Consider the following 17,497-nt stretch of genomic DNA (forward strand, 5'->3'; position numbering starts at 1 on the left):
GGACGTGATCATGACGACGATTCTGCGCAATCTCGCCACTGGGCGGGTCGCCCGTTGGTACGGCGCCAATCCTCTCCACCTGTTGGCATGCGTGGGCGCTTTCAGCCTCGCCGGCTATGCGGCGCTGCGGTTCGTACCCGCCAATCCGCTCGGGGTCGCGGCGTGGTTCGTCGGTGGCGCGCTCGGCCATGACCTGTTGCTGTTGCCGTTGTACAGCCTGGCAGACCGGTCGGTGGCGGTGGTCGTACGACGTCGGGCTCCGAAGGCGACGCGGCTCAACCATGTCAGGGTTCCGGCGGCCCTGTCCGCTCTGGCGTTCGCGGTGTTCTTCCCGCTGATCCTGCGGCTGCCGCGAAATCTCGAGGGAGTCACCGGTCGCCCGCCGCCCGACTACTTCGGACGGTGGCTGTTGCTCACCGGCGTGCTGTTCGCCGGCTCGGCGTTCCTGCTTGCCTGCCGCCTACGCCTGAGCCGGCTCCGGCGGCGCGGGTCTGATTCACCAGCTCGTCAGGACGAGGTGCTGGACGCCTAGCGCGGTGACGGCCTGCGCCGCGAGCCACCAGCGATGGGTGCGTGGGGGAAGGAGCGCACAGGCGGCCATCAGCCAGAGCGCGAAGGGCAGCCAGATCCGTTCGACCTCGGCCTTGCTGAGCCCGGACAGGGTAGCGGCGGTCACCGCGAGCAGGGTGGGCAGCACAAGGGCGGCCAGCGGTCCCGCAGATCGCAGGCCGGCCACTCCCCCGCCCAGTCCGGCCACTGCCCCGCCCAGTCCGGCCACTGCCCCGCCCAGTCCGGCCACTGCCCGGCGCAGTCCGGCGACGGCGGCCGGTCCGACGCAGATGGCAAGGGCAGCCAGGTCCGCCCACACCCAGTACGCGTAGGGCCGTTCGCCACCCCAGCCCTGGTAGTAACGGACCCTCAGCTGTGCGTACCCCTCCCACCACCAGAAGCCGCCCACGGTGTAGCTGACCACGACGCCCACCACCACGACGCCGGCAACGAGTAGGGGCATGAGCCGGCGTCCGGCGATCAGTACGCCCAACGCGACCAAGCCGATCAGCGCCAGGCCGTAGGAGAGGTAGAGGGCCAATCCGAGCAGCATCCCGGCCGATCCGGCGGCGGCCCACCCGGAAGGACCCGAGCGCCTGGTCGCGATCGCCAACAGGGCGAGGCCCCATGCCGATACGGCGAGGAACACCGCGTCGGCTGAGACGCCGATCCACAAGGCGGCCGGCGCGAGCACGAGAAACGGGAACCCGCGCCTCGCCAGCGCCTCGCCTGCCATCGCACGCACCGCGACAGCAACGGCCACGCAGGCAGAGGATCCGAGCACCATACAGATCACGGCTGCCCATCCGCCGCCTCGCAGGCCCAGCCGGTCCACCAGGATCCAGAACTCCAGCGCTGCCGGGGGGTGCCCCGCCACATGGGTCACCCACGCATCGGGTTCGCCTGGCCCGGCCGGACCACGGGCGATGCGGTCGGCGAACGTGGGCAGCAACTCACTTCGCGGCGGCGCACCCGGCACCTCCGCGAGGTACTCGCCTGGCCTGGCCAACCGGTGGGCCAGCCGGGTCCATCCGTCGACCAGGCCGAGTGCGAGGACCCAGCCGAACGACGCCGCCCAGGCGGTGGCTAGCAACGCGCGCCAGGGCAGTCGCGCCGCGACGGCCGGACCGGTGGCGACGAACAACAACGCGAGCGCGACGGCCACCGCTGTCGTCGGGCCGACTCGGGGGTCCCAGACCCCGCGCAGCGGCGCGGTCGACGCGTAGATGGGTACCTCACGGTCGCGCAGCACCGCACCGACCACAACGGCAGCGACGACGAGCAAGGCCGCGGTCGACGCCGCCACGAGGTCGGCGACGTGCCCGGGCGGCCGCCGTGGCGGGACACCCTCGTCAGCTCCGCTGGCTGTTCCGGGTTCGAGCATCCCGTCCGTCACCCGGGACAGCGTAGAAAGCCCCCAAGCTCGGTGGTGCCCGGCGAGGCCGGCCGTAAGAACCCCGTAATCGAACGCTCCGGCCACCCGAACACGGCCGCCACTAGCGTCGACACATGCGCATCCTGGTTACCGGAGGAGCCGGGTTCGTCGGCTCCCACGTCGCCGATGTCCTCGTCCGACGCGGCCACGAGGTCGTCCTGGTCGACGCCCTGCTGCCGGAGGCACATGGTGCACGGGGCGGCGCGCCAGCCGCAGCGTCGGCTGAGGCGCCCGCCGAGTCCGGGGGTGCTGGTCATGGGCGGCCGCTCGTTCACGCCCTGATCCAGGAGCCTGGAGTCCTGGCCGATCTTCTGCGTGGCGTCGATGTCGTCTGTCACCAGGCGGCGATGGTGGGTCACGGTGTCGATCCTGGCGACGCACCTGCCTATGCGCGGCACAACGACTATGCGACCGCGTGCCTGCTGGCGGCGATGTACGCCCACGGCGTCAGGCGGCTCGTCCTCGCCTCGTCGATGGTCGTCTACGGGGAAGGCGCATACCGCTGCGTCGAGCATGGAGGCGTACGCCCTGGCCCGCGGCGCGATGCCGACCTGGACGCCGGAAGGTACGAGCCACTCTGTCCCCGGTGCGGCAGTGCGCTGGAAGCCGAGCTGATCCCCGAAGACGTGGCGCTCGATCCACGCAGCCTCTACGCCGCGTCGAAACTCGCCCAGGAGAACTACGCGGCGGCCTGGGCTCGGCAGGCCGGCGGCACCGTATGGGCCCTGCGCTACCACAACGTCTACGGTCCGCGGATGCCGCGGGACACGCCGTACGCCGGTGTCGCCTCGCTGTTCCGGTCGGCGTTGGCGCGTGGCGAAGCCCCGCTCGTCCTCGAGGACGGCCGGCAACGTCGCGACTTCGTTCACGTACGGGACATCGCGATGGCGAACGCACTCGCCGCCGAGTCCGCACCGCCAAGCGCCTTCGAAGCGGTCAACGTCTGCTCCGGCGACCCGCACACCATCGGTGAGCTCGCCGAAACCCTCGCGCTCGCCAGCGCGGGTAAGCCGCCCCGCATCGTCGGCGGTGCTCGGGCGGGCGACGTCCGCCACATCGTCGCCGACCCGGCCAAGGCGAGGCGTCTGCTGGGCTTCGCCGCGGCGACGTCGTTCGCCGACGGCATTCGTGCCTTCGCCGACGATCCCCTGCGCTCATAGCGGATCGCGGCGTCCCAGCGGCGTCCCAACCCGGTCGGTCGACGCGAACCGTCAGGTCAGTAACGGCAGCCGCACCTCGAACCGGCAGCCGGCGCCCTGGTTGCTGGCGCGGATCCGGCCGCGATGTGCCTCGACCAGGCCACGGGCGATCGCGAGGCCGAGTCCGCTGCCCGCGGGTTGTTCGGCTCCGCCGCCGCGCTCTCGCGGCGTCCGCGCATGGCTGCCACGGAACGCGACGTCGAACACGCGGCCCAGCTCGTTCTCGGGGATGCCGCCACATGCGTCGTCGACCCACACGGACGCCTCCCCGTCGGTGCTGGCGACGTACACGGTGACGCTCGACCCTGGTGCGGTGTGGTGAACGGCGTTGGAGACGAGGTTGCGGACTACGCGCGCCAGCTCGGGAGAGCTGCCCAGCACAGCCGGACCCGGCGGACCCGCCGCCACCCGCGAACGCAGCACGACCCCCTTGCGGTCCGCGACCGGCCGCTCGGCCGCCACCGCCTCGTCGACCACCTCACACAGGTCGACCGTGGAGAGGGTGAGGCGGAGTGCCCCGGCCGTGATCCTCGAGTACTCGAACAGGTCGTCGACCATGCGGGACAGCCGTTGCGCCTCGCCGGTGATCTTGTGCGCGTACGCACCCACCTCGTCCGGCTGTGCCACCACCCCGTCGGAGAGCGCCTCTGCCATGGCCCGGATCCCGGCCAAGGGTGTACGAAGGTCGTGGCTCACCCAGGCGACGAGCTCGCGGCGGGCGGCTTCGGCGGCGCGTTCGCGGGCGCGGGCGTCCCGCTCCCACACACTGCGCCGGGCGAGCGCGCGCCCGAGCAGAACAGCGGTCGGCACTGTCACGGCCGTAACCAGCGCACAGATCACCAGCGTCGTCGTCAGGATCGGCGTGAACATGAACCCGCTCACGCCGACCACGCCGGCAAGGGTGGCGGCCAGTGGCGTCAGCACGAGCATCGTCATCGAGGTGGCGAGGCGCCGGTTGCGCAGCTGATGAAGGACGACCGCCCCGACAAGTGCCACCGGAAGCGAGAACGCGACCGCGTACGGCGCGACGTGCACGATCTCGGTGAACACGTCCGGCGCCGCGACGGAGAATGCCGGCGCCCCTACGGAGACTGTCTGCACGGGTGTCAACCTTGCCGGTCGTAGCGGTAGCCGACGCCCCACACGGTCACGATCCGGCGCGGCTGGGTGGGGAGGGCCTCGATCTTCTCCCTGAGCCTGCGTACGTGCACCGTGACCGTCGACTGGTCGCCGAAGTCCCAACCCCAGACGCGTTCGAGGAGCTGGGTGCGGGTGAAGGCGGTCCCCGGATGGACGATCAGGAAGCTCAGCAGGTCGAACTCGCGGATGGTGAGCGCAAGCTCGCGGCCACCCAGCGTCGCCCGGCGGGCCGCCAGGTCGATCATGAGGTCCGCGTCGGCGAGCTGCCGCTGTCCACTGGCGCCGTCCAACCCGTCGGGTGCGGGACCGTCGGCGGTCACGCGACCGTCGGACCGCCGGAGGATGGACTGGACCCGGAGGGCCAGCTCGCGCGGACTGAACGGCTTCGTCACGTAGTCGTCGGCTCCGACCTCCAGGCCGAGGATCCGATCGTCCTCCTCACCCAACGCGGTCAGCATGAGGACGGGCAACGCCGAGCTTCGGCGGATCCGGGCGCACACCTCGATGCCGCCGATGCCCGGCAGCATCAGGTCGAGCACCACCAGGTCGGGATGGCGCTCGTTGACCATCGCGAGGGCGGTCTCGCCGTCCCCGGCCATGATCACCTCGTGGCCGGACCTCTCGAGGTAGCGGCGTACGACGTCACGCACCATCACGTCATCGTCGACGACCAGCACCCGGCGTGGCGAGGCGCCGCCGGTCACCGCCTCCCGGTCCGTTCGTTCATCCATGTATCGCCTCACCGCGATGGTCGCACCGTCTTGGTCCGACGGGTGTGGTCGGCCTCCAGCCCGCAGGGTACGGGCAGCGGTGGTGAACCACTCCGGACACCCAGCCTGCAACTGAGCCACCGAGGACGGCGCACGCGGTGGCGAGCCGTCAGGAATTGGTAATACGTACCTTGCGCCTTGATGCGCGTATTGCGCCCTATCGTCGGGCCGTGGACGAGATCGACGTCGTGCTGCCGTGCCTCGACGAGGCCGCGGCACTTCCGGGTGTGCTGTCGATGTTTCCCGCCCACTATCGCGCCATCGTCGTCGACAACGGGTCGACCGACGGATCGCCTGAGATCGCTCGGCAACACGGCGCGGTCGTGGTGACCGAACCTCGCCGCGGTTATGGCGCCGCTGTGCACACAGGGATGCTGGCCAGCCGGAGCCAAATCGTGTGCGTCCTCGACGCCGACGGCTCGCTCGATCCGGGTGAGCTGCCGCGGCTGGTCGATCCACTCACCAGCGGAGCCGCCGATCTTGTCCTCGGGCGGCGGGTGGCCAGCACACCCAAGGCCTGGCCCTGGCATGCCCGCTGGGGAAACGCCGTTCTTGCCGGGCTGGTACGCCGCCGCGGTCTGAACGTCCACGACATCGGCCCGATGCGGGCTGGTTACCGCACCCGGTTGCTCGACCTGGGGATGACCGACCGGGCGTTCGGTTACCCGCTCGAACTCCTGCTCCGGGCCGCCCGCGCCGGGTGGCGAGTGCACGAGCTCGACGTCGCCTATCGGCCGCGAGCCGCGGGCACCCGGTCGAAGGTGTCGGGCTCGCTGCGAGGAACGCTGCGAGCCGTGCGGGACATGACGACCGCCATGCACCGGGTGTGACCACATGCCGACAGGTGTGCTCGTCGTCGCAAAAGCACCGGAAGCGGGGCGTGTCAAGACACGGTTGACGCCGATCGCGACCCCGGTCGAGGCAGCGGACATCGCGGCAGCCGCACTGCTCGACACCCTGGACGCGGTGCACGCCACCGGAGCGGTCGTCATCGTCGCCCTCGCGGGCGACCTGGACCGAACCCTTCGTGGCAGGGAGATTCGGTCTCAGCTCGCCCGTGGCGTCGTCCTTTCCCAACGCGGCGACAGCTTCGGCGACCGGCTCGCGAACGCGCACCTCGACGCGCGCGAAATCCATCCGTACGGGCCGATCCTGCAGATCGGTGGCGACACTCCGCAGGTCACGCCCGAGCTACTGTCACAAGCCGCCGACCGGCTCCGGAACCGCGAGGTCGACGGTGTGCTGGGACCGGCAGCCGACGGTGGCTGGTGGGCGATCGGCCTCCGCACCGCGAAACACGCCGACACACTCCGAACGGTGCCCATGTCGCGCAGCGACACCGGAGCGCGCACCCTGGCCGCCCTTCGTACGTTGGGCATTCGCATCACCACGCTGCCCCAACTGCGTGACGTCGACACCGTCGAGGACGCCGTGGCGACCGCCGCCCAGATCCCGGGCAGCCGGTTCGCACGGGCGGTGGCCACACTGCGGGACCGGACTCCCACACCGGTGGAGCCCTAAACTGCAGCATGGGCAGGAAACCGGACCTGAACAGTACTGACGTCCGTAGGCTCGCGCGGGAACTGCTTGCGAGCGACGACGTGAACATCTCGTCGGTGCAAACGGAAGGCGAGGAGACTCACGCCTACCGCGTGGCGAGTAGGGAGCGTGTCGGCTGCCTCCGCATTGGTCGCTCGACCCGCGGCTTCGCCAAGGACCACTGGGCACACGAGATGCTTGGCGACAGAGTGTCAGTCCCTCGCATCTGGGAGATCGGCCAACTCGACGACAAGCGTGCGTTCTGCCTGAGTGAGTGGATACCCGGTGCGACTCTGCAGGATCTCACCGCAGCGGAGGTGGAACAGGCACTGCCGGCGGTTTTCGACGCCTGGTCGATCATCGCCGGCTGCGATGTCGAGAACATCTCCGGTTACGGCACCTTCGACCCTGAGACCCAGGTCGCCGCTCACGAAACATGGCACGGGCTCCTTCGGGCACCCGCCGACAAAGCCGCGTCCTGGGACTCCGCCTGGACCGCCCCTCGATCCGGACAACTCGCCGAACTGCTGGACACCTACACCGCCCTCGTTGGCCGCTGCCCCGGCGAACGGAGACTCGTACACGGCGACTGGGGATCCAACAACCTGCTCGTCGCCGACGGCCGCGTAGCCGCAGTACTGGACTGGGAGGACGCCGCCATAGGCGATCCGCTTCAAGACGTGGGAAAACGCTTCTGGGCAACCTGGCCACCGGTGACCACCTGCGTGACGCTGCAAGCCGCATACTGCGAGGCACGGTTCGGCGACGTGCCGGGCTACCGCGACCGAGTGCTGTGCTACGACCTGCACCGCGGGCTTGACGGCATCGGCGCCGCCCTTGCCGACGGTGCTCACACTTGGGCGGACTGGGCCTTTCGCCGCTGCCTCGAGCTTGTCCAGCAAGCCCGATAGCCGTCGCTTCGGCGACTTGGCATGAGTTGACCGATCGGCTCGCCGAGAACCAACGCAAGCTACGTCGCTCGGCACTATCGACGCACACAAGGTGCGGCAGAGCTCGTCTTCGAGCTTGCTGCGGTGCGATACCTGGCGGAGCAGGGGTTCCCGGTCGCAGATGTCGTCGAAGCAGGAGACGGAGCACGCTTCGACTACGTTCAGGGTCGCCCATGCGCCCTCTTCCACTATGTGGCCGGGACGGCCGGGGACAGCCCTGGGGAGTCGGGTTGTGCCGACCTGACCTCCGGTATTACCGCAGCGCGCCTCCTGGCTCAGATGCACCTGGTCACTCGGGGCCGGACCTTTCCTGGGTCTCGATCCGAGCGCAGCGACCCCCTCATGCGCTTGACGCAATGGGTCAGGCAGGATGGCGCCGATCCCGAGTTCTTGGATATTCCGGGCGGTCCCGCGTTCCTGCATCATCTGCAGCGGCTGCTGCACACCCTGAACTTCGAGTTGGCGCAGAGAACCCACATGTGGGTTGGCTTGGTGCATGGTGACGTAGCACCCAACAATCTGGTGCTGGACAGCGCGGGTACCGTCGCCGCCTTGATCGACTTCGACGACTGCTTGTACTCGTATGTCATCTACGACCTCGCCTCGATCCTTTGGTACTGGGGCCGTTCGGCAGGCGGCAACCTCGACGTCACGCGAACTCGACGCTTGATCGAGGCCTACTGCGATGTTCGTGAGCTGACAGCGGACGAACGCCACCTGCTGGCGCCACTGCTTGCCGCCTACCTCGCGGCGGACGCGATCGGGCAGATCACCTGGTGGTGGCGAGGAGCAGGAAAACCACGACCCGTAGCGGAGATCGACACGGCCCGGGGTTACCTCGAGTTGACAACCAACCCTTCGGCAGAGGATCTCTTCGCAGACCAGTCGTGACGCACGCCGCATGGGATCAGGCCACAGCGTCGTTCATGGCACGTTGGTCCTGGGTATCGGCCGCCTGTTCGCTTGCCGCTCGGACACCTGCGCGATCGGCTGCGAATCGCGCTGCCACGCCGATGTATCAATCTTATTTGACCTAACTCTGTTTGATGTATCCTCCAGTCATCCCTGTGTCCTGTCAACCATCGACGTCAGGAGGTCCGGCCGTGTCGCCGTCCGATCAGTTCGCCAGTGTCCGCTACCTCGTCGACGACGTCCAAGCGGCCGTTGACTTCTACACCAGCCACCTCGGATTCGCCCTAGGCTTCAGCGCCGCACCTGCCTTCGCCGAAGTCACCGCGGGTCGACTGCGGCTGCTGCTGTCCGGACCCACCAGCTCCGGCGCCCGCGCGACCCCGGACGACGCCGCCGGCGGCGGAGGCAACCGCATCCATCTGATCGTCGACGACCTCGATGCCGAGATCGGCAGGCTGCGCAACGCCGGGCTGTCCTTCCGCAGCGACGTGGTCGCCGGGCCCGGCGGACGCCAGATTCTCCTCGCCGACCCTGCCGACAACCTCATCGAACTGTTCGAGCCCGCCAACTGAGCTGATCAGGTGTTCGGGCTGCGCGAGGCGGGCACGTGCAGGAGACTGGCGGCTCACCGATCGAGGAGATCCACCGCGCATGACTGATGACAGCACCCGCCTCGCCGTCCTGATCGACGCCGACAACACCTCTCCAAAGCTGATCAAGGAGATGTTCGAGGAACTGGCCGGCTACGGGACCATCACCGTCAAGCGGGCGTACGGCGACTGGACCAACCCGCACCTCACCGGCTGGCGCGACATTCTCCTCGCCAATGCCATCTCCCCGGAGCAGCAGTTCGCCTACACCTACGGCAAGAACGCCACCGACTCGGCGCTGATCATCGACGCCATGGACCTGCTGTACTCCGGCAACGTCGAGGGCTTCGCCATCGTCTCCAGCGACAGCGACTTCACCCCACTTGCCACCCGACTGCGCGAGTCGGGCAAGCGGGTCATCGGCGTCGGGCGGCGCAAGACGCCGAAGGCCTTCGTGGAGGCGTGCGAGAAGTTCGTGTTCCTCGAGGTCCTCGCCGGCGACGGCGGTGCGACGGAGCCGGCGAAGGATGACCAACCGCGTCCGATCCAGAGCGTGCTGACCAAGGCGCTGAACAGGGTGGACACCGACGACGACGACTGGGCCTCGCTCAGTGCGCTCGGCAACCACCTGAACCGCACCGACCCGGCGTTCGACTCGCGCAACTACGGGTTCGGCAAACTCAGCGATCTGGTCAAGGCGCAGCCATTCGTCGAGACGAAGACCGTCACCGGGCAGGGTGGACGCGGGCGGCTGTGGGTGCGGCTCAAGGGTCGTCGACCTGTCGACGCGGTGCCGACGGCGAAAGCGGTGAAGAACACGACCAAGAAGGCGGCCGCGAAGAAGTCCACCGAGAAGACAGCGAAGAAGGCCGCCGCCCCGAAGACGGCCCGGAAGACGGCGCGGAAGGCGGCGGCGAAGGCTCCGAACCGCGACAGCCGCCCGTAGTCCGAGAAGACGCTCAGCCACCGCTTCCGCTCGCCTTGACGGCTCGCCGTCGGCCGGCCCGGTCCCGGCCCGCGCTGCAGTGCGCACCGCTTCCATCCACCCCGGTGGCCTGCCATCATTCGAGCGTGAAGACGATGGTGGCTCGGCTGCCCTGGGAGGTGCTCGTCGCCGCGGCCATCGTCGCGCCTCTCGTCTACGTCGTCCTGGGACTCGGGCGAGGCCCAGGTGACCGTGAATTCGTCGAGGAGCAGCTCACCGACGGTCTGCATGGCCTGCCAATCGTCCTGCCCGTGGAACTGCCCGACGGCTATTCGCCCCCAAGCTGGTACCACTCCGAAGGCCACAGCGTAAGAACCGCGTGGTTCGTCGGCTTCGACACGTTCAACTTTGGTGTCTTCGGGGACGACCCTCCGCCTGTCGAGCTGTGCATCCAGCGCGCTGACAGCAACAGCCGACGCTGTGCAGGAACCAGCGGGTCCAGGCCCAGTCCCGAAGCCGAGCGCGGGCTCCACGTCGAGAGGCAGGTCGGCGCGATCCGCGTAGTCGTCAACCCCTTGGTCGACCCCCCGAACATTGTCGAATCGGACCTCAACGCATGGGATGACGTCGAGTTCACCACCGACCTCGACACGGTGACCTGGTTGCGATAGCAACCCGCGCCGATACACGCATACAGCGGAAAGGTTCAGCAACACCGCCCACCACGGCCGCCCGAGCGAGACCGTCAATGCCCGTAGGGCCAGAGCGAATGTCCTCGTCGACCGACGTGCCCGCATCTCCACGTACTTCCTGGTCTGCCATGCCGCGGAAATGAACCCCACGCGGCGGCCGATCCCATCTGGGTGGTCGCTCCTGCTCGGCACGGCAGCCATCCTGGCCTTACCTGTCCTGTTCGTAGCCGATCACCTGACGGTCCGGGCGCCCGACATCACAGACCGCGCCACCGTTCGCGAGATGATCGGACCACCAGGAGGGATTCCGATCGCCCTTCCCGTCGAGCTGCCGCCCGGCTACGAGCCGCCTGACTTCTGGGAGCACTCCACAGACCTCAACGGCAGGGTCGACGCTCGGAGCGTCGCCTTCTTCCCGACCGCAGAGGCACGAGAGGACCGCCAGGTCGCAACCGTTCGGATGTGCGTCGAGGCCGACAGCATTGGCCACGGTCCCTGCGGTTTCGGCGCAAACCCCGTCGAACGCCACGTCGGGAATGTTCGAGTACTCATCTGGCTTCCCGACCACGACCCAGACAACCGAGCCGCCTGGCGCACCGTTCCGTTCACCGCGGACCTCAACGAGGTCCGATGGCTGCGCTGACCTGACCAGGAAGTGCGTCGATGCGTCGGCGGCTCGAGCCCGACGCGATGCGCCCGTCGGGTCCGCCGCAGTGGCGCTCGTTGCTACGCTGCCGGCGTGACCTCGGAAATGCGGCAACTCCGCGCCGCTCTCGATGGTCTGCGGGCTGGCGTCCTGAAGAAGCTTGCCGGGCTCAGCGAAGCTGACGCTCGGCGCAGCACGGTGGATTCCGGGACGAACCTCGCCGGGCTGTTGCAGCACCTCACCTACGTCGAGTCCCTGTGGTTCGAGGAGGTCGTCGCCGGTGGCACGGCGAGCGGGATCCGGTCGATGCAGGTCGATCCCTCGGTTTCCTTGCGGACCCTGCGGGCCGGCTACAAGGCTGCCTGCGAGACCAGCAACCGGATCGTCGAAGCGATCGGCGACCTGGACGCGCCGGTGACCCGCAACCGCAAGACCCACGACCTGCGGTGGGTGTTGGTCTCGGTCATCCAGGAAACGGCCCGGCACGCCGGGCATGCCGACATCATCCGCGAACAGATCGACGGCCAGACCGGGCGGTGACGCTGAGGTCCGCGCCGCGCTTCCGAAGGTGGTGCTGGGGACGGCGGCCGTGCGTTCAACAACGCCCCATGGTGCTGTCACAGGAGCTGGTGGCGTAGCTCCGGCCCTACGAGTGGCGGCATGTTCCATTCGGCTGATGCGCTGGTTCCCGCGATGGTGAGGCGTACCCGGCTCGGGCTGGTGATGACGTAGAGGTCGACGATCAACACCTCGCCCTGCCATGCGCCGGCAGCGACAACTGGGCGGCGAAGCGGCGTGCTTTCCCGCCACGTGTCGTGGCCTACCTGGAACTGAAATGCTGTGGCGCCGTCACCGATGCGGACCCTCCAGCCGTGAGCGTCTGGTGTTGCCTCGACTCGTGTTCCCCGTGCGAGGGGCGGTGCCTGGTCGAGGTGGTCCACGACTGCCTCGACGGCGCGGTCGGGGCGGTGCTCGCCGGCGATCCGGGGAAGCGCAAGAGCCGAGAGGCGACTGCGAACTTCGGCGTCGGCGTCGACCTGCCCGGGCTGGTCCAACGCTGGTAGGAGACATTCCCACACGGCGTCGAGCGGGGATTGCATGCTCGTGGTCGCCGCTGTCATCGCCACGACGACATCGGCTTCGGGGACGACGAGACAGAACTGCCCCATCGCGCCGTCGGCTCGGTAGCCGTGACGGGACATCCAGAACTGGTAGCCGTAACCCTGAAGCCAGTCGGGCGCTCGCGTGCCGTCCTCGAACTGCAGCGTGGGAATGTGACGCCGGGTGGCGAGATCCAGCCAGCCCCGAGGCACGACCTGGTGGCCGTTCCACTGACCACGGCGCAGCAGTAACTCGCCGAATGCCGCGGCCGCCTCGGTCGTGAGATGCAAGCCGTGGAAGCCGAAGGCGTGGCCGGTGATGTCCCGGTCCCACTCGCCCGGCCCGATACCCATCGGGCGGAACAGACGTTCGTCCAACATCTCCGGCAGCGGCCGGCCCGTGACGTGTTCGACGATCCGGGCCAGCACGTAGGTGGTGGGGTTGTTGTACGCATGGACCGTCCCCGCTGGTCTCGCCGGCGGTATCCGCAGAAAACCTCGTACCAGATCCAGCGGCTCGAGCGCCCACGCGTCTTCGAGTACGTCCTCGGTATGTCCGGTGGTCATCAACAACAGATGGTGAACGGTCAGTTCTGACACCTGTGGAGCCACGTCGTCCGGTACATGGTCTGGGAGGAGATCGACCACACGATCGTTGAGCCCGACCAGCCCGTCTGCCACGGCAAGCCCCACCGCGATCGAGGTGAAGGACTTCGACATCGAATAGAGCAGGTGCGGCCGGTCGGCGGTAAACGGATCCCACCACCCCTCCGCCACCACGTGACCGTGCCGAACAACCATGATCGAGTGCAGCTCGATGCCCTGCTCGCAGACCCGATCGAGGAACGCAATCAACCGGACGGGTCGATCAGCTGATCGGAAGGAGCCGAACGCGGAAGGAGATTCACAGGTGCAGTCTGCAAGGGGCCGCCTCGAGAACCTATTCCTTATCGCTCTGTTCGATCGGTCTGTTCGGATCAGCGGAGGGTTGCCTGGAGAGAGGATGTCCGCAAGAGTCGGGCCCATGCAGATGCTTCCCCTGTTCCCCACCTCGCTGGTCGGCAGCTACGCGCAGCCGGAGTGGCTCATCGACCGCGCCAAGCTGGCCGGCCGATTTCCACCTCGGGTCCGCGCCCGTGAGCTGTGGCGACCGGAGGCGGATCATCTGGCCGAGGCGCAGGACGACGCCACTCTGCTCGCCATCCGGGCGCAGGAACGCTCCGGCCTCGACATCCTGACCGACGGCGAGATGCGCCGGGAGAGCTACTCCAACCACTTCGCCACGGCTCTGGAGGGTGTCGACATCGACCACCCCGGCGAGGCACTCGACCGCAGCGGTCACCCGAACCCGGTGCCTCGGGTGGTCGGACCCATCCGGCGGCCGCGGACCGTCCAGGCCGACGACGTCCGATTCCTGCGCGCCAACACCGACCGCGTCATCAAGGTGACAGTGCCCGGCCCGTTCACGATGTCGCAGCAGGCGCAGGACGACCACTATGGACGTCCGGAGGCGCTCGCGATGGCCTACGCCGAGGCTGTCAACGCCGAGGTACACGACCTCTTCGCCGCCGGTGCCGACATCGTGCAGCTCGACGAGCCCTACATGCAGGCGCGTCCAGAGAGCGCACGGGAGTTCGGCCTGCAGGCGTTGAACCGAGCGCTGGAGAACGCTCCGGGGACGACCGCCGTGCACATCTGCTTCGGCTATGCCGCGATCATCCACGACCGGCCCTCCGGCTACTCCTTCCTTCCCGAGCTCGCCGGCTGTTCCTGCGACCAGGTCTCCATCGAAACCGCACAGTCCAACCTCGACACGTCCGTGCTCAAGCACCTGCCCGACAAGACCATCATCCTGGGCGTGATCGACCTCTCCGACCACACCGTCGAGTCGGCCGAGACCGTGGCCGCGAGGGTCAGGAGGGCCCTGCCGTTCGTCGAACCCGAACGCATTGTCGTGGCGACCGACTGTGGCATGAAGTACCTCCCGCGCCGTTCCGCAGAGGGCAAGCTCCGCGCCATGGCAGCGGCCGCGCGTATGCTGCGCGCCGAAGCCAAGGGGTGAGGGATGAGGGCTGAGAAACCGCATCGCTCACAGCATTTCCGGCCTCATCTGCGATAGCTAACCGCTCGCCTGGTGTGTGGCCGCGCTGCGGTAGTCGGTGTACGTGTACGGGTTGTCCAGCACCTTCGTCTGTGGGATGTCCGGATTCATGCCCTGCTGCCAGGCCTCGGCACCCAGTGCGCCCTGCAGGTACTCGACGGTCGCCTCGATCGCGCGGCGTGCCGGGGCCAGGTCGACGCCGACCAGCCGGTGATTGTGCTTGACGACTCGGCCGTCGACGATGACGGTGTGGACGTCGGCCCGCTGGGCCTGGAAGACGACGTGCCCGTAGGGATTGAGGATCGGGAACATGACCGGCGAGTCGTCGTTCTTGAGCAGCACGACATCGGCCTTCTTTCCGACTTCGAGGCTGCCGATCTTCTCGTCGAGACCTAGCGCCCTCGCACCACCGCGGGTGGCCCACTCCACTGCCTGGTCGGCACGCAGATGGCAGTGCGTGATCGTTTCTCCCTTGGCATGCGCCTCCAGGTGCTCGCGGGCCCGGTCGGCGCCAAGTGTCGACCGCATCGCCGAGAACAGGTCCGCGCTCCACCACACGCTGGTGTCCACGGACAACGCGACCGGGATGTCGTGGGACCGGAGGATCCACGTGGGCGGGTAGCCCTGGCCACAGCTCTGCTCGCTTTCGGTGGACACCGAGACCGTCCCGCCGGTGGCGGCGATCCGGTGGTACGAATCGGCGCTCAGCGTCGCCGCGTGTACGTACACGGTCTGCGGAGTCATGAACCCGTGGTCGTACATCAGCTGGATGCTGTCGTTGTTGGTGGCGCCCCAGACACCGGCATGCGTCGTCACCGGTGCGCCGAGCTCGCGCGCCACCTCGAACGCGGGACGCTCGGGAAACGCCGGGTCCCCGGTCACGTCGAAGGCCAGCTGGAAGCCCAGCATGTCGTCGCCGGTGAAGCGCCGGTCGACGAAGGCACGGAACTCGGGTTGGGTGGACCATTCCCAAGGCCCTGCGTGGATGTTGCCGTAGGCGAGGACGAACCGACCGGGTACGGCCTGGAGGGCTTCGACCGCGGCCTCGGCGTGGTCGATGGTCTGCAGCCCGTGTGACCAGTCCACCGTGGTGGTGACGCCGGCATCGATCGACTCGATGGCCGATGCCAGGTTGCCGGCGTGGATGTCCTCGGGCCGGAACTTCTTGCCGTGTTCGAGGTAGTTCCAGACGAAGTACTGCGTCAGCGTCCAGTCGGCGCCGTACCCGCGCATCGCCGTCTGCCACATGTGCCGGTGCGTGTCCACCATCCCCGGCATGATGATCCCGCCCGTGGCATCGATCTCCACGGTCCCCTCGGGCACGTCGAGCTGTCGTCCTACGGCCTCGATGCGTTCGCCGACGACCAGAACGTCGGCGTCGGTGAGCACCGACTTTCCGTCGTCCATGGTCAGAACCGTCCCGTGGCGGAGCACCACCGGCCGGCCCGCCCCGAATGTCGCGTCAGGCGCATTGCTGGTTTCCATGAGCGCTCCTTCGTCCAGACGCCCACCTGCGCTGGTTTGTGGGGAGAGTCGTCCGTACGGGCCGATGGGTGACCTACCTGCCGGCGCGGTGAGGGACCAGCATCCTGGATGTCTTCACCAGTGCCACCGCCGCGACCCCGACGATCGGCAGCACCGTCAGCTGCCACAGGCCCGCACCGTTCCATCCGAACTCGCCGACAAGGCGGGCGAACAACAAACCAGAGAAGGCCGCGCCCACGTAGTAGGTGAGCATGAAGAGGCCGGCGCCGCGTCCGACGTGTTCGGGCCGGACCGCCCGCTGCATGGCGGTCGTGCAGTTGGTGAACAGGAAGCCGCTGGCAAAGGTGCCGATGAGGAAAGCGAGTACGTAGTGAGCCGCCGGCGTCGTCGCCACCTGGTAGGCGAGGAACGTGCAAGCAGAGGCGCCGACGAAGCCGAGAGCGAGCAGTTTGCGCTGGTCGTAACGGTCGCCCAGCCAACCGGCCGGCAGGGCCATCATCGCCCCGAAGCCCGCCATGGACAGGGCAAACGCGGCCTGCCCGGGTGTGAAGCCGTGCTGCTCCTGGAGGAAGGTGGGATACAGGCCGAGGAAGCCGTAGAACACCACGCCGGAGACCACACAGGCGACTCCCAGCCCGAGTGTGTTGCGGTTGAACGGGCTCGCGGGCACGTGGTCGAACGCCTGCGGGGAGCCTGCCGCCTTGCCCGTAACCGCCTCGGTCAGCCGCTTCGACACGACAGTGACGATGAGGACGGACATGACCAGACCGACACCCGCGAAGACGTAGAACGGTCCCCGCCAGTCTCCCCAGGAGGCCACGATCTGGGTCCCGATGAGTGGCCCGAGGAAGACGCCGAGTCCGAACGCGACACCGACGACCCCGGCGGCCACCGCACGGCGGTGGAAGAAGAACGCCCCGAGGACGGCGTACACGGCCGCGGCATGCATCCCTTCTCCGATGCCGGAGAGCAGGCGGTACGCGCTCATGTCCACGAATCCTGCGGCGAGCGGAACGCCCAGCGTGCCGACCGAGTACATGAGGACGGCGATCACGAGAATGTTCCGCCGCGACAGCCGGTCGGTCAGGAAGCCACCGACCAGCCCGGCGATGGCGAGACCCAGGGTGAAGCCCGTCGCCAGCGAACCGCCCTGCTCCAGGCTGAACCCGAACTCGCTGCTGATGTCGGGAAGCAGCGGGTAGAAGATCTGCCGGTCCATCGCGTTGAGCATGTACGACAGACACAGCACACCGAACCCGACGGCGACGACCGCCGGTGAGATCTCGACGTTTCCTGACGTGGTCGTCCCGGTCTCTACGCGTTCGTTCGGGATGCTCGCCATCGGGCGCTCCTCGAGGGTGTCGCGTCCACCTGTCCGTTCTACGGACACTCGTCCGTAAGGCAGCAAAGTATGGCCGCTCCCACACGTTGTCAAGGGATCCTCGGCCCGAACGGACGGGTCCG

At 68.2% G+C, this 17,497-nt stretch carries 18 protein-coding genes; 12 read left to right on the forward strand and 6 right to left on the reverse strand.

Translation table 11 applies throughout. The features are described from left to right. Positions 1 to 10 precede the first annotated feature (10 nt). Entirely contained in the window at positions 11 to 532 is a 522-nt protein-coding gene (locus ABN028_RS14700) for a hypothetical protein (protein WP_349696965.1), read from the forward strand. Here the strand turns inward: ABN028_RS14700 and ABN028_RS14705 are convergent. Continuing rightward, complete coding sequence (locus ABN028_RS14705; protein WP_349331086.1) at positions 497 to 1,945, reverse strand: hypothetical protein; 1,449 nt, start codon at positions 1,943 to 1,945, stop codon at positions 497 to 499. The genes ABN028_RS14700 and ABN028_RS14705 overlap by 36 nt on opposite strands. Positions 1,946 to 2,058: 113 nt before the next feature. On the opposite strand from ABN028_RS14705, the gene ABN028_RS14710 reads away from it, so the two are divergent. Beyond that, entirely contained in the window at positions 2,059 to 3,144 is a 1,086-nt protein-coding gene (locus tag ABN028_RS14710) for an NAD-dependent epimerase/dehydratase family protein (protein ID WP_349331085.1), read from the forward strand. A gap of 51 nt (positions 3,145 to 3,195) precedes the next feature. On the opposite strand, the gene ABN028_RS14715 is transcribed toward ABN028_RS14710, so the two are convergent. Both ABN028_RS14715 and ABN028_RS14720 read right to left on the reverse strand, forming a co-directional pair. Further along, positions 3,196 to 4,284 carry a sensor histidine kinase gene (locus tag ABN028_RS14715; RefSeq protein ID WP_349331084.1) on the reverse strand — a complete coding sequence of 363 codons (1,089 nt, stop codon included), beginning with the start codon at positions 4,282 to 4,284 and terminating at the stop codon, positions 3,196 to 3,198. Between the two features lie 5 nt (positions 4,285 to 4,289). Further along, entirely contained in the window at positions 4,290 to 5,054 is a 765-nt protein-coding gene (locus ABN028_RS14720; protein ID WP_349696966.1) for a response regulator transcription factor, read from the reverse strand. 209 nt (positions 5,055 to 5,263) lie between these two features. Between ABN028_RS14720 and ABN028_RS14725 the strand changes: the two genes are divergently transcribed. From ABN028_RS14725 to ABN028_RS14765, 9 genes are all read left to right on the forward strand, one after another. Beyond that, complete coding sequence (locus ABN028_RS14725; RefSeq protein WP_349331082.1) at positions 5,264 to 5,923, forward strand: glycosyltransferase family 2 protein; 660 nt, start codon at positions 5,264 to 5,266, stop codon at positions 5,921 to 5,923. A gap of 4 nt (positions 5,924 to 5,927) precedes the next feature. Continuing rightward, positions 5,928 to 6,614, forward strand: coding sequence for a TIGR04282 family arsenosugar biosynthesis glycosyltransferase (locus ABN028_RS14730; protein WP_349331081.1), 687 nt, complete (start codon positions 5,928 to 5,930; stop codon positions 6,612 to 6,614). A 95-nt stretch (positions 6,615 to 6,709) separates the two neighbouring features. Further along, a complete protein-coding gene (locus ABN028_RS14735) occupies positions 6,710 to 7,543 on the forward strand; it encodes a phosphotransferase family protein (RefSeq protein WP_349696967.1) in 834 nt (277 codons plus the stop codon). Positions 7,544 to 7,576: 33 nt separating this feature from the next. Then, positions 7,577 to 8,473 carry a phosphotransferase enzyme family protein gene (locus ABN028_RS14740; RefSeq protein ID WP_349697041.1) on the forward strand — a complete coding sequence of 299 codons (897 nt, stop codon included), beginning with the start codon at positions 7,577 to 7,579 and terminating at the stop codon, positions 8,471 to 8,473. A gap of 212 nt (positions 8,474 to 8,685) precedes the next feature. Then, the gene (locus tag ABN028_RS14745) at positions 8,686 to 9,066 is read left to right on the forward strand and encodes a VOC family protein (RefSeq protein ID WP_349696968.1); all 381 of its coding nucleotides are present in this window, start codon (positions 8,686 to 8,688) and stop codon (positions 9,064 to 9,066) included. A 79-nt stretch (positions 9,067 to 9,145) separates the two neighbouring features. Further along, on the forward strand, positions 9,146 to 10,030 hold the full coding sequence (locus ABN028_RS14750; protein ID WP_349331078.1) for an NYN domain-containing protein: 885 nt from the start codon (positions 9,146 to 9,148) through the stop codon (positions 10,028 to 10,030). A 125-nt stretch (positions 10,031 to 10,155) separates the two neighbouring features. Then, a complete protein-coding gene (locus ABN028_RS14755; protein WP_349696969.1) occupies positions 10,156 to 10,680 on the forward strand; it encodes a hypothetical protein in 525 nt (174 codons plus the stop codon). Between the two features lie 160 nt (positions 10,681 to 10,840). Next, positions 10,841 to 11,344, forward strand: a complete 504-nt coding sequence (locus tag ABN028_RS14760; protein WP_349696970.1) for a hypothetical protein — start codon at positions 10,841 to 10,843, stop codon at positions 11,342 to 11,344. Positions 11,345 to 11,440: 96 nt separating this feature from the next. Further along, positions 11,441 to 11,887 carry a DinB family protein gene (locus ABN028_RS14765; protein WP_349696971.1) on the forward strand — a complete coding sequence of 149 codons (447 nt, stop codon included), beginning with the start codon at positions 11,441 to 11,443 and terminating at the stop codon, positions 11,885 to 11,887. Between the two features lie 77 nt (positions 11,888 to 11,964). On the opposite strand, the gene ABN028_RS14770 is transcribed toward ABN028_RS14765, so the two are convergent. Then, positions 11,965 to 13,302, reverse strand: a complete 1,338-nt coding sequence (locus ABN028_RS14770) for a serine hydrolase domain-containing protein (RefSeq protein ID WP_349696972.1) — start codon at positions 13,300 to 13,302, stop codon at positions 11,965 to 11,967. 169 nt (positions 13,303 to 13,471) lie between these two features. Between ABN028_RS14770 and ABN028_RS14775 the strand changes: the two genes are divergently transcribed. Next, positions 13,472 to 14,509 (forward strand): uroporphyrinogen decarboxylase family protein, encoded by a 1,038-nt coding sequence (locus tag ABN028_RS14775; protein WP_349696973.1) that lies wholly within the window; start codon positions 13,472 to 13,474, stop codon positions 14,507 to 14,509. A 57-nt stretch (positions 14,510 to 14,566) separates the two neighbouring features. Here ABN028_RS14775 and ABN028_RS14780 read toward each other — a convergent pair whose 3' ends face one another. Both ABN028_RS14780 and ABN028_RS14785 read right to left on the reverse strand, forming a co-directional pair. Then, positions 14,567 to 16,033: an amidohydrolase family protein gene (locus ABN028_RS14780; protein WP_349696974.1), complete on the reverse strand. Its 1,467-nt coding sequence runs from the start codon at positions 16,031 to 16,033 to the stop codon at positions 14,567 to 14,569. A 73-nt stretch (positions 16,034 to 16,106) separates the two neighbouring features. After that, positions 16,107 to 17,375, reverse strand: coding sequence for an MFS transporter (locus tag ABN028_RS14785; protein ID WP_349331071.1), 1,269 nt, complete (start codon positions 17,373 to 17,375; stop codon positions 16,107 to 16,109). Positions 17,376 to 17,497: the final 122 nt, after the last annotated feature.

It is taken from the genome of Actinopolymorpha sp. B17G11, from assembly GCF_040196095.1.
GTDB lineage: Bacteria > Actinomycetota > Actinomycetes > Propionibacteriales > Actinopolymorphaceae > Thermasporomyces.

Coding starts and splice junctions, on each gene's coding strand:
- ABN028_RS14700 (WP_349696965.1), top strand. CDS start 11: ATGACGACGATTCTGCGCAATCTCGCCACTGGGCGGGTCGCCCGTTGG.
- ABN028_RS14710 (WP_349331085.1), top strand. CDS start 2,059: ATGCGCATCCTGGTTACCGGAGGAGCCGGGTTCGTCGGCTCCCACGTC.
- ABN028_RS14720 (WP_349696966.1), bottom strand. CDS start 5,054: ATGGATGAACGAACGGACCGGGAGGCGGTGACCGGCGGCGCCTCGCCA.
- ABN028_RS14730 (WP_349331081.1), top strand. CDS start 5,928: ATGCCGACAGGTGTGCTCGTCGTCGCAAAAGCACCGGAAGCGGGGCGT.
- ABN028_RS14750 (WP_349331078.1), top strand. CDS start 9,146: ATGACTGATGACAGCACCCGCCTCGCCGTCCTGATCGACGCCGACAAC.
- ABN028_RS14760 (WP_349696970.1), top strand. CDS start 10,841: ATGAACCCCACGCGGCGGCCGATCCCATCTGGGTGGTCGCTCCTGCTC.
- ABN028_RS14775 (WP_349696973.1), top strand. CDS start 13,472: ATGCAGATGCTTCCCCTGTTCCCCACCTCGCTGGTCGGCAGCTACGCG.
- ABN028_RS14780 (WP_349696974.1), bottom strand. CDS start 16,033: ATGGAAACCAGCAATGCGCCTGACGCGACATTCGGGGCGGGCCGGCCG.
- ABN028_RS14785 (WP_349331071.1), bottom strand. CDS start 17,375: ATGGCGAGCATCCCGAACGAACGCGTAGAGACCGGGACGACCACGTCA.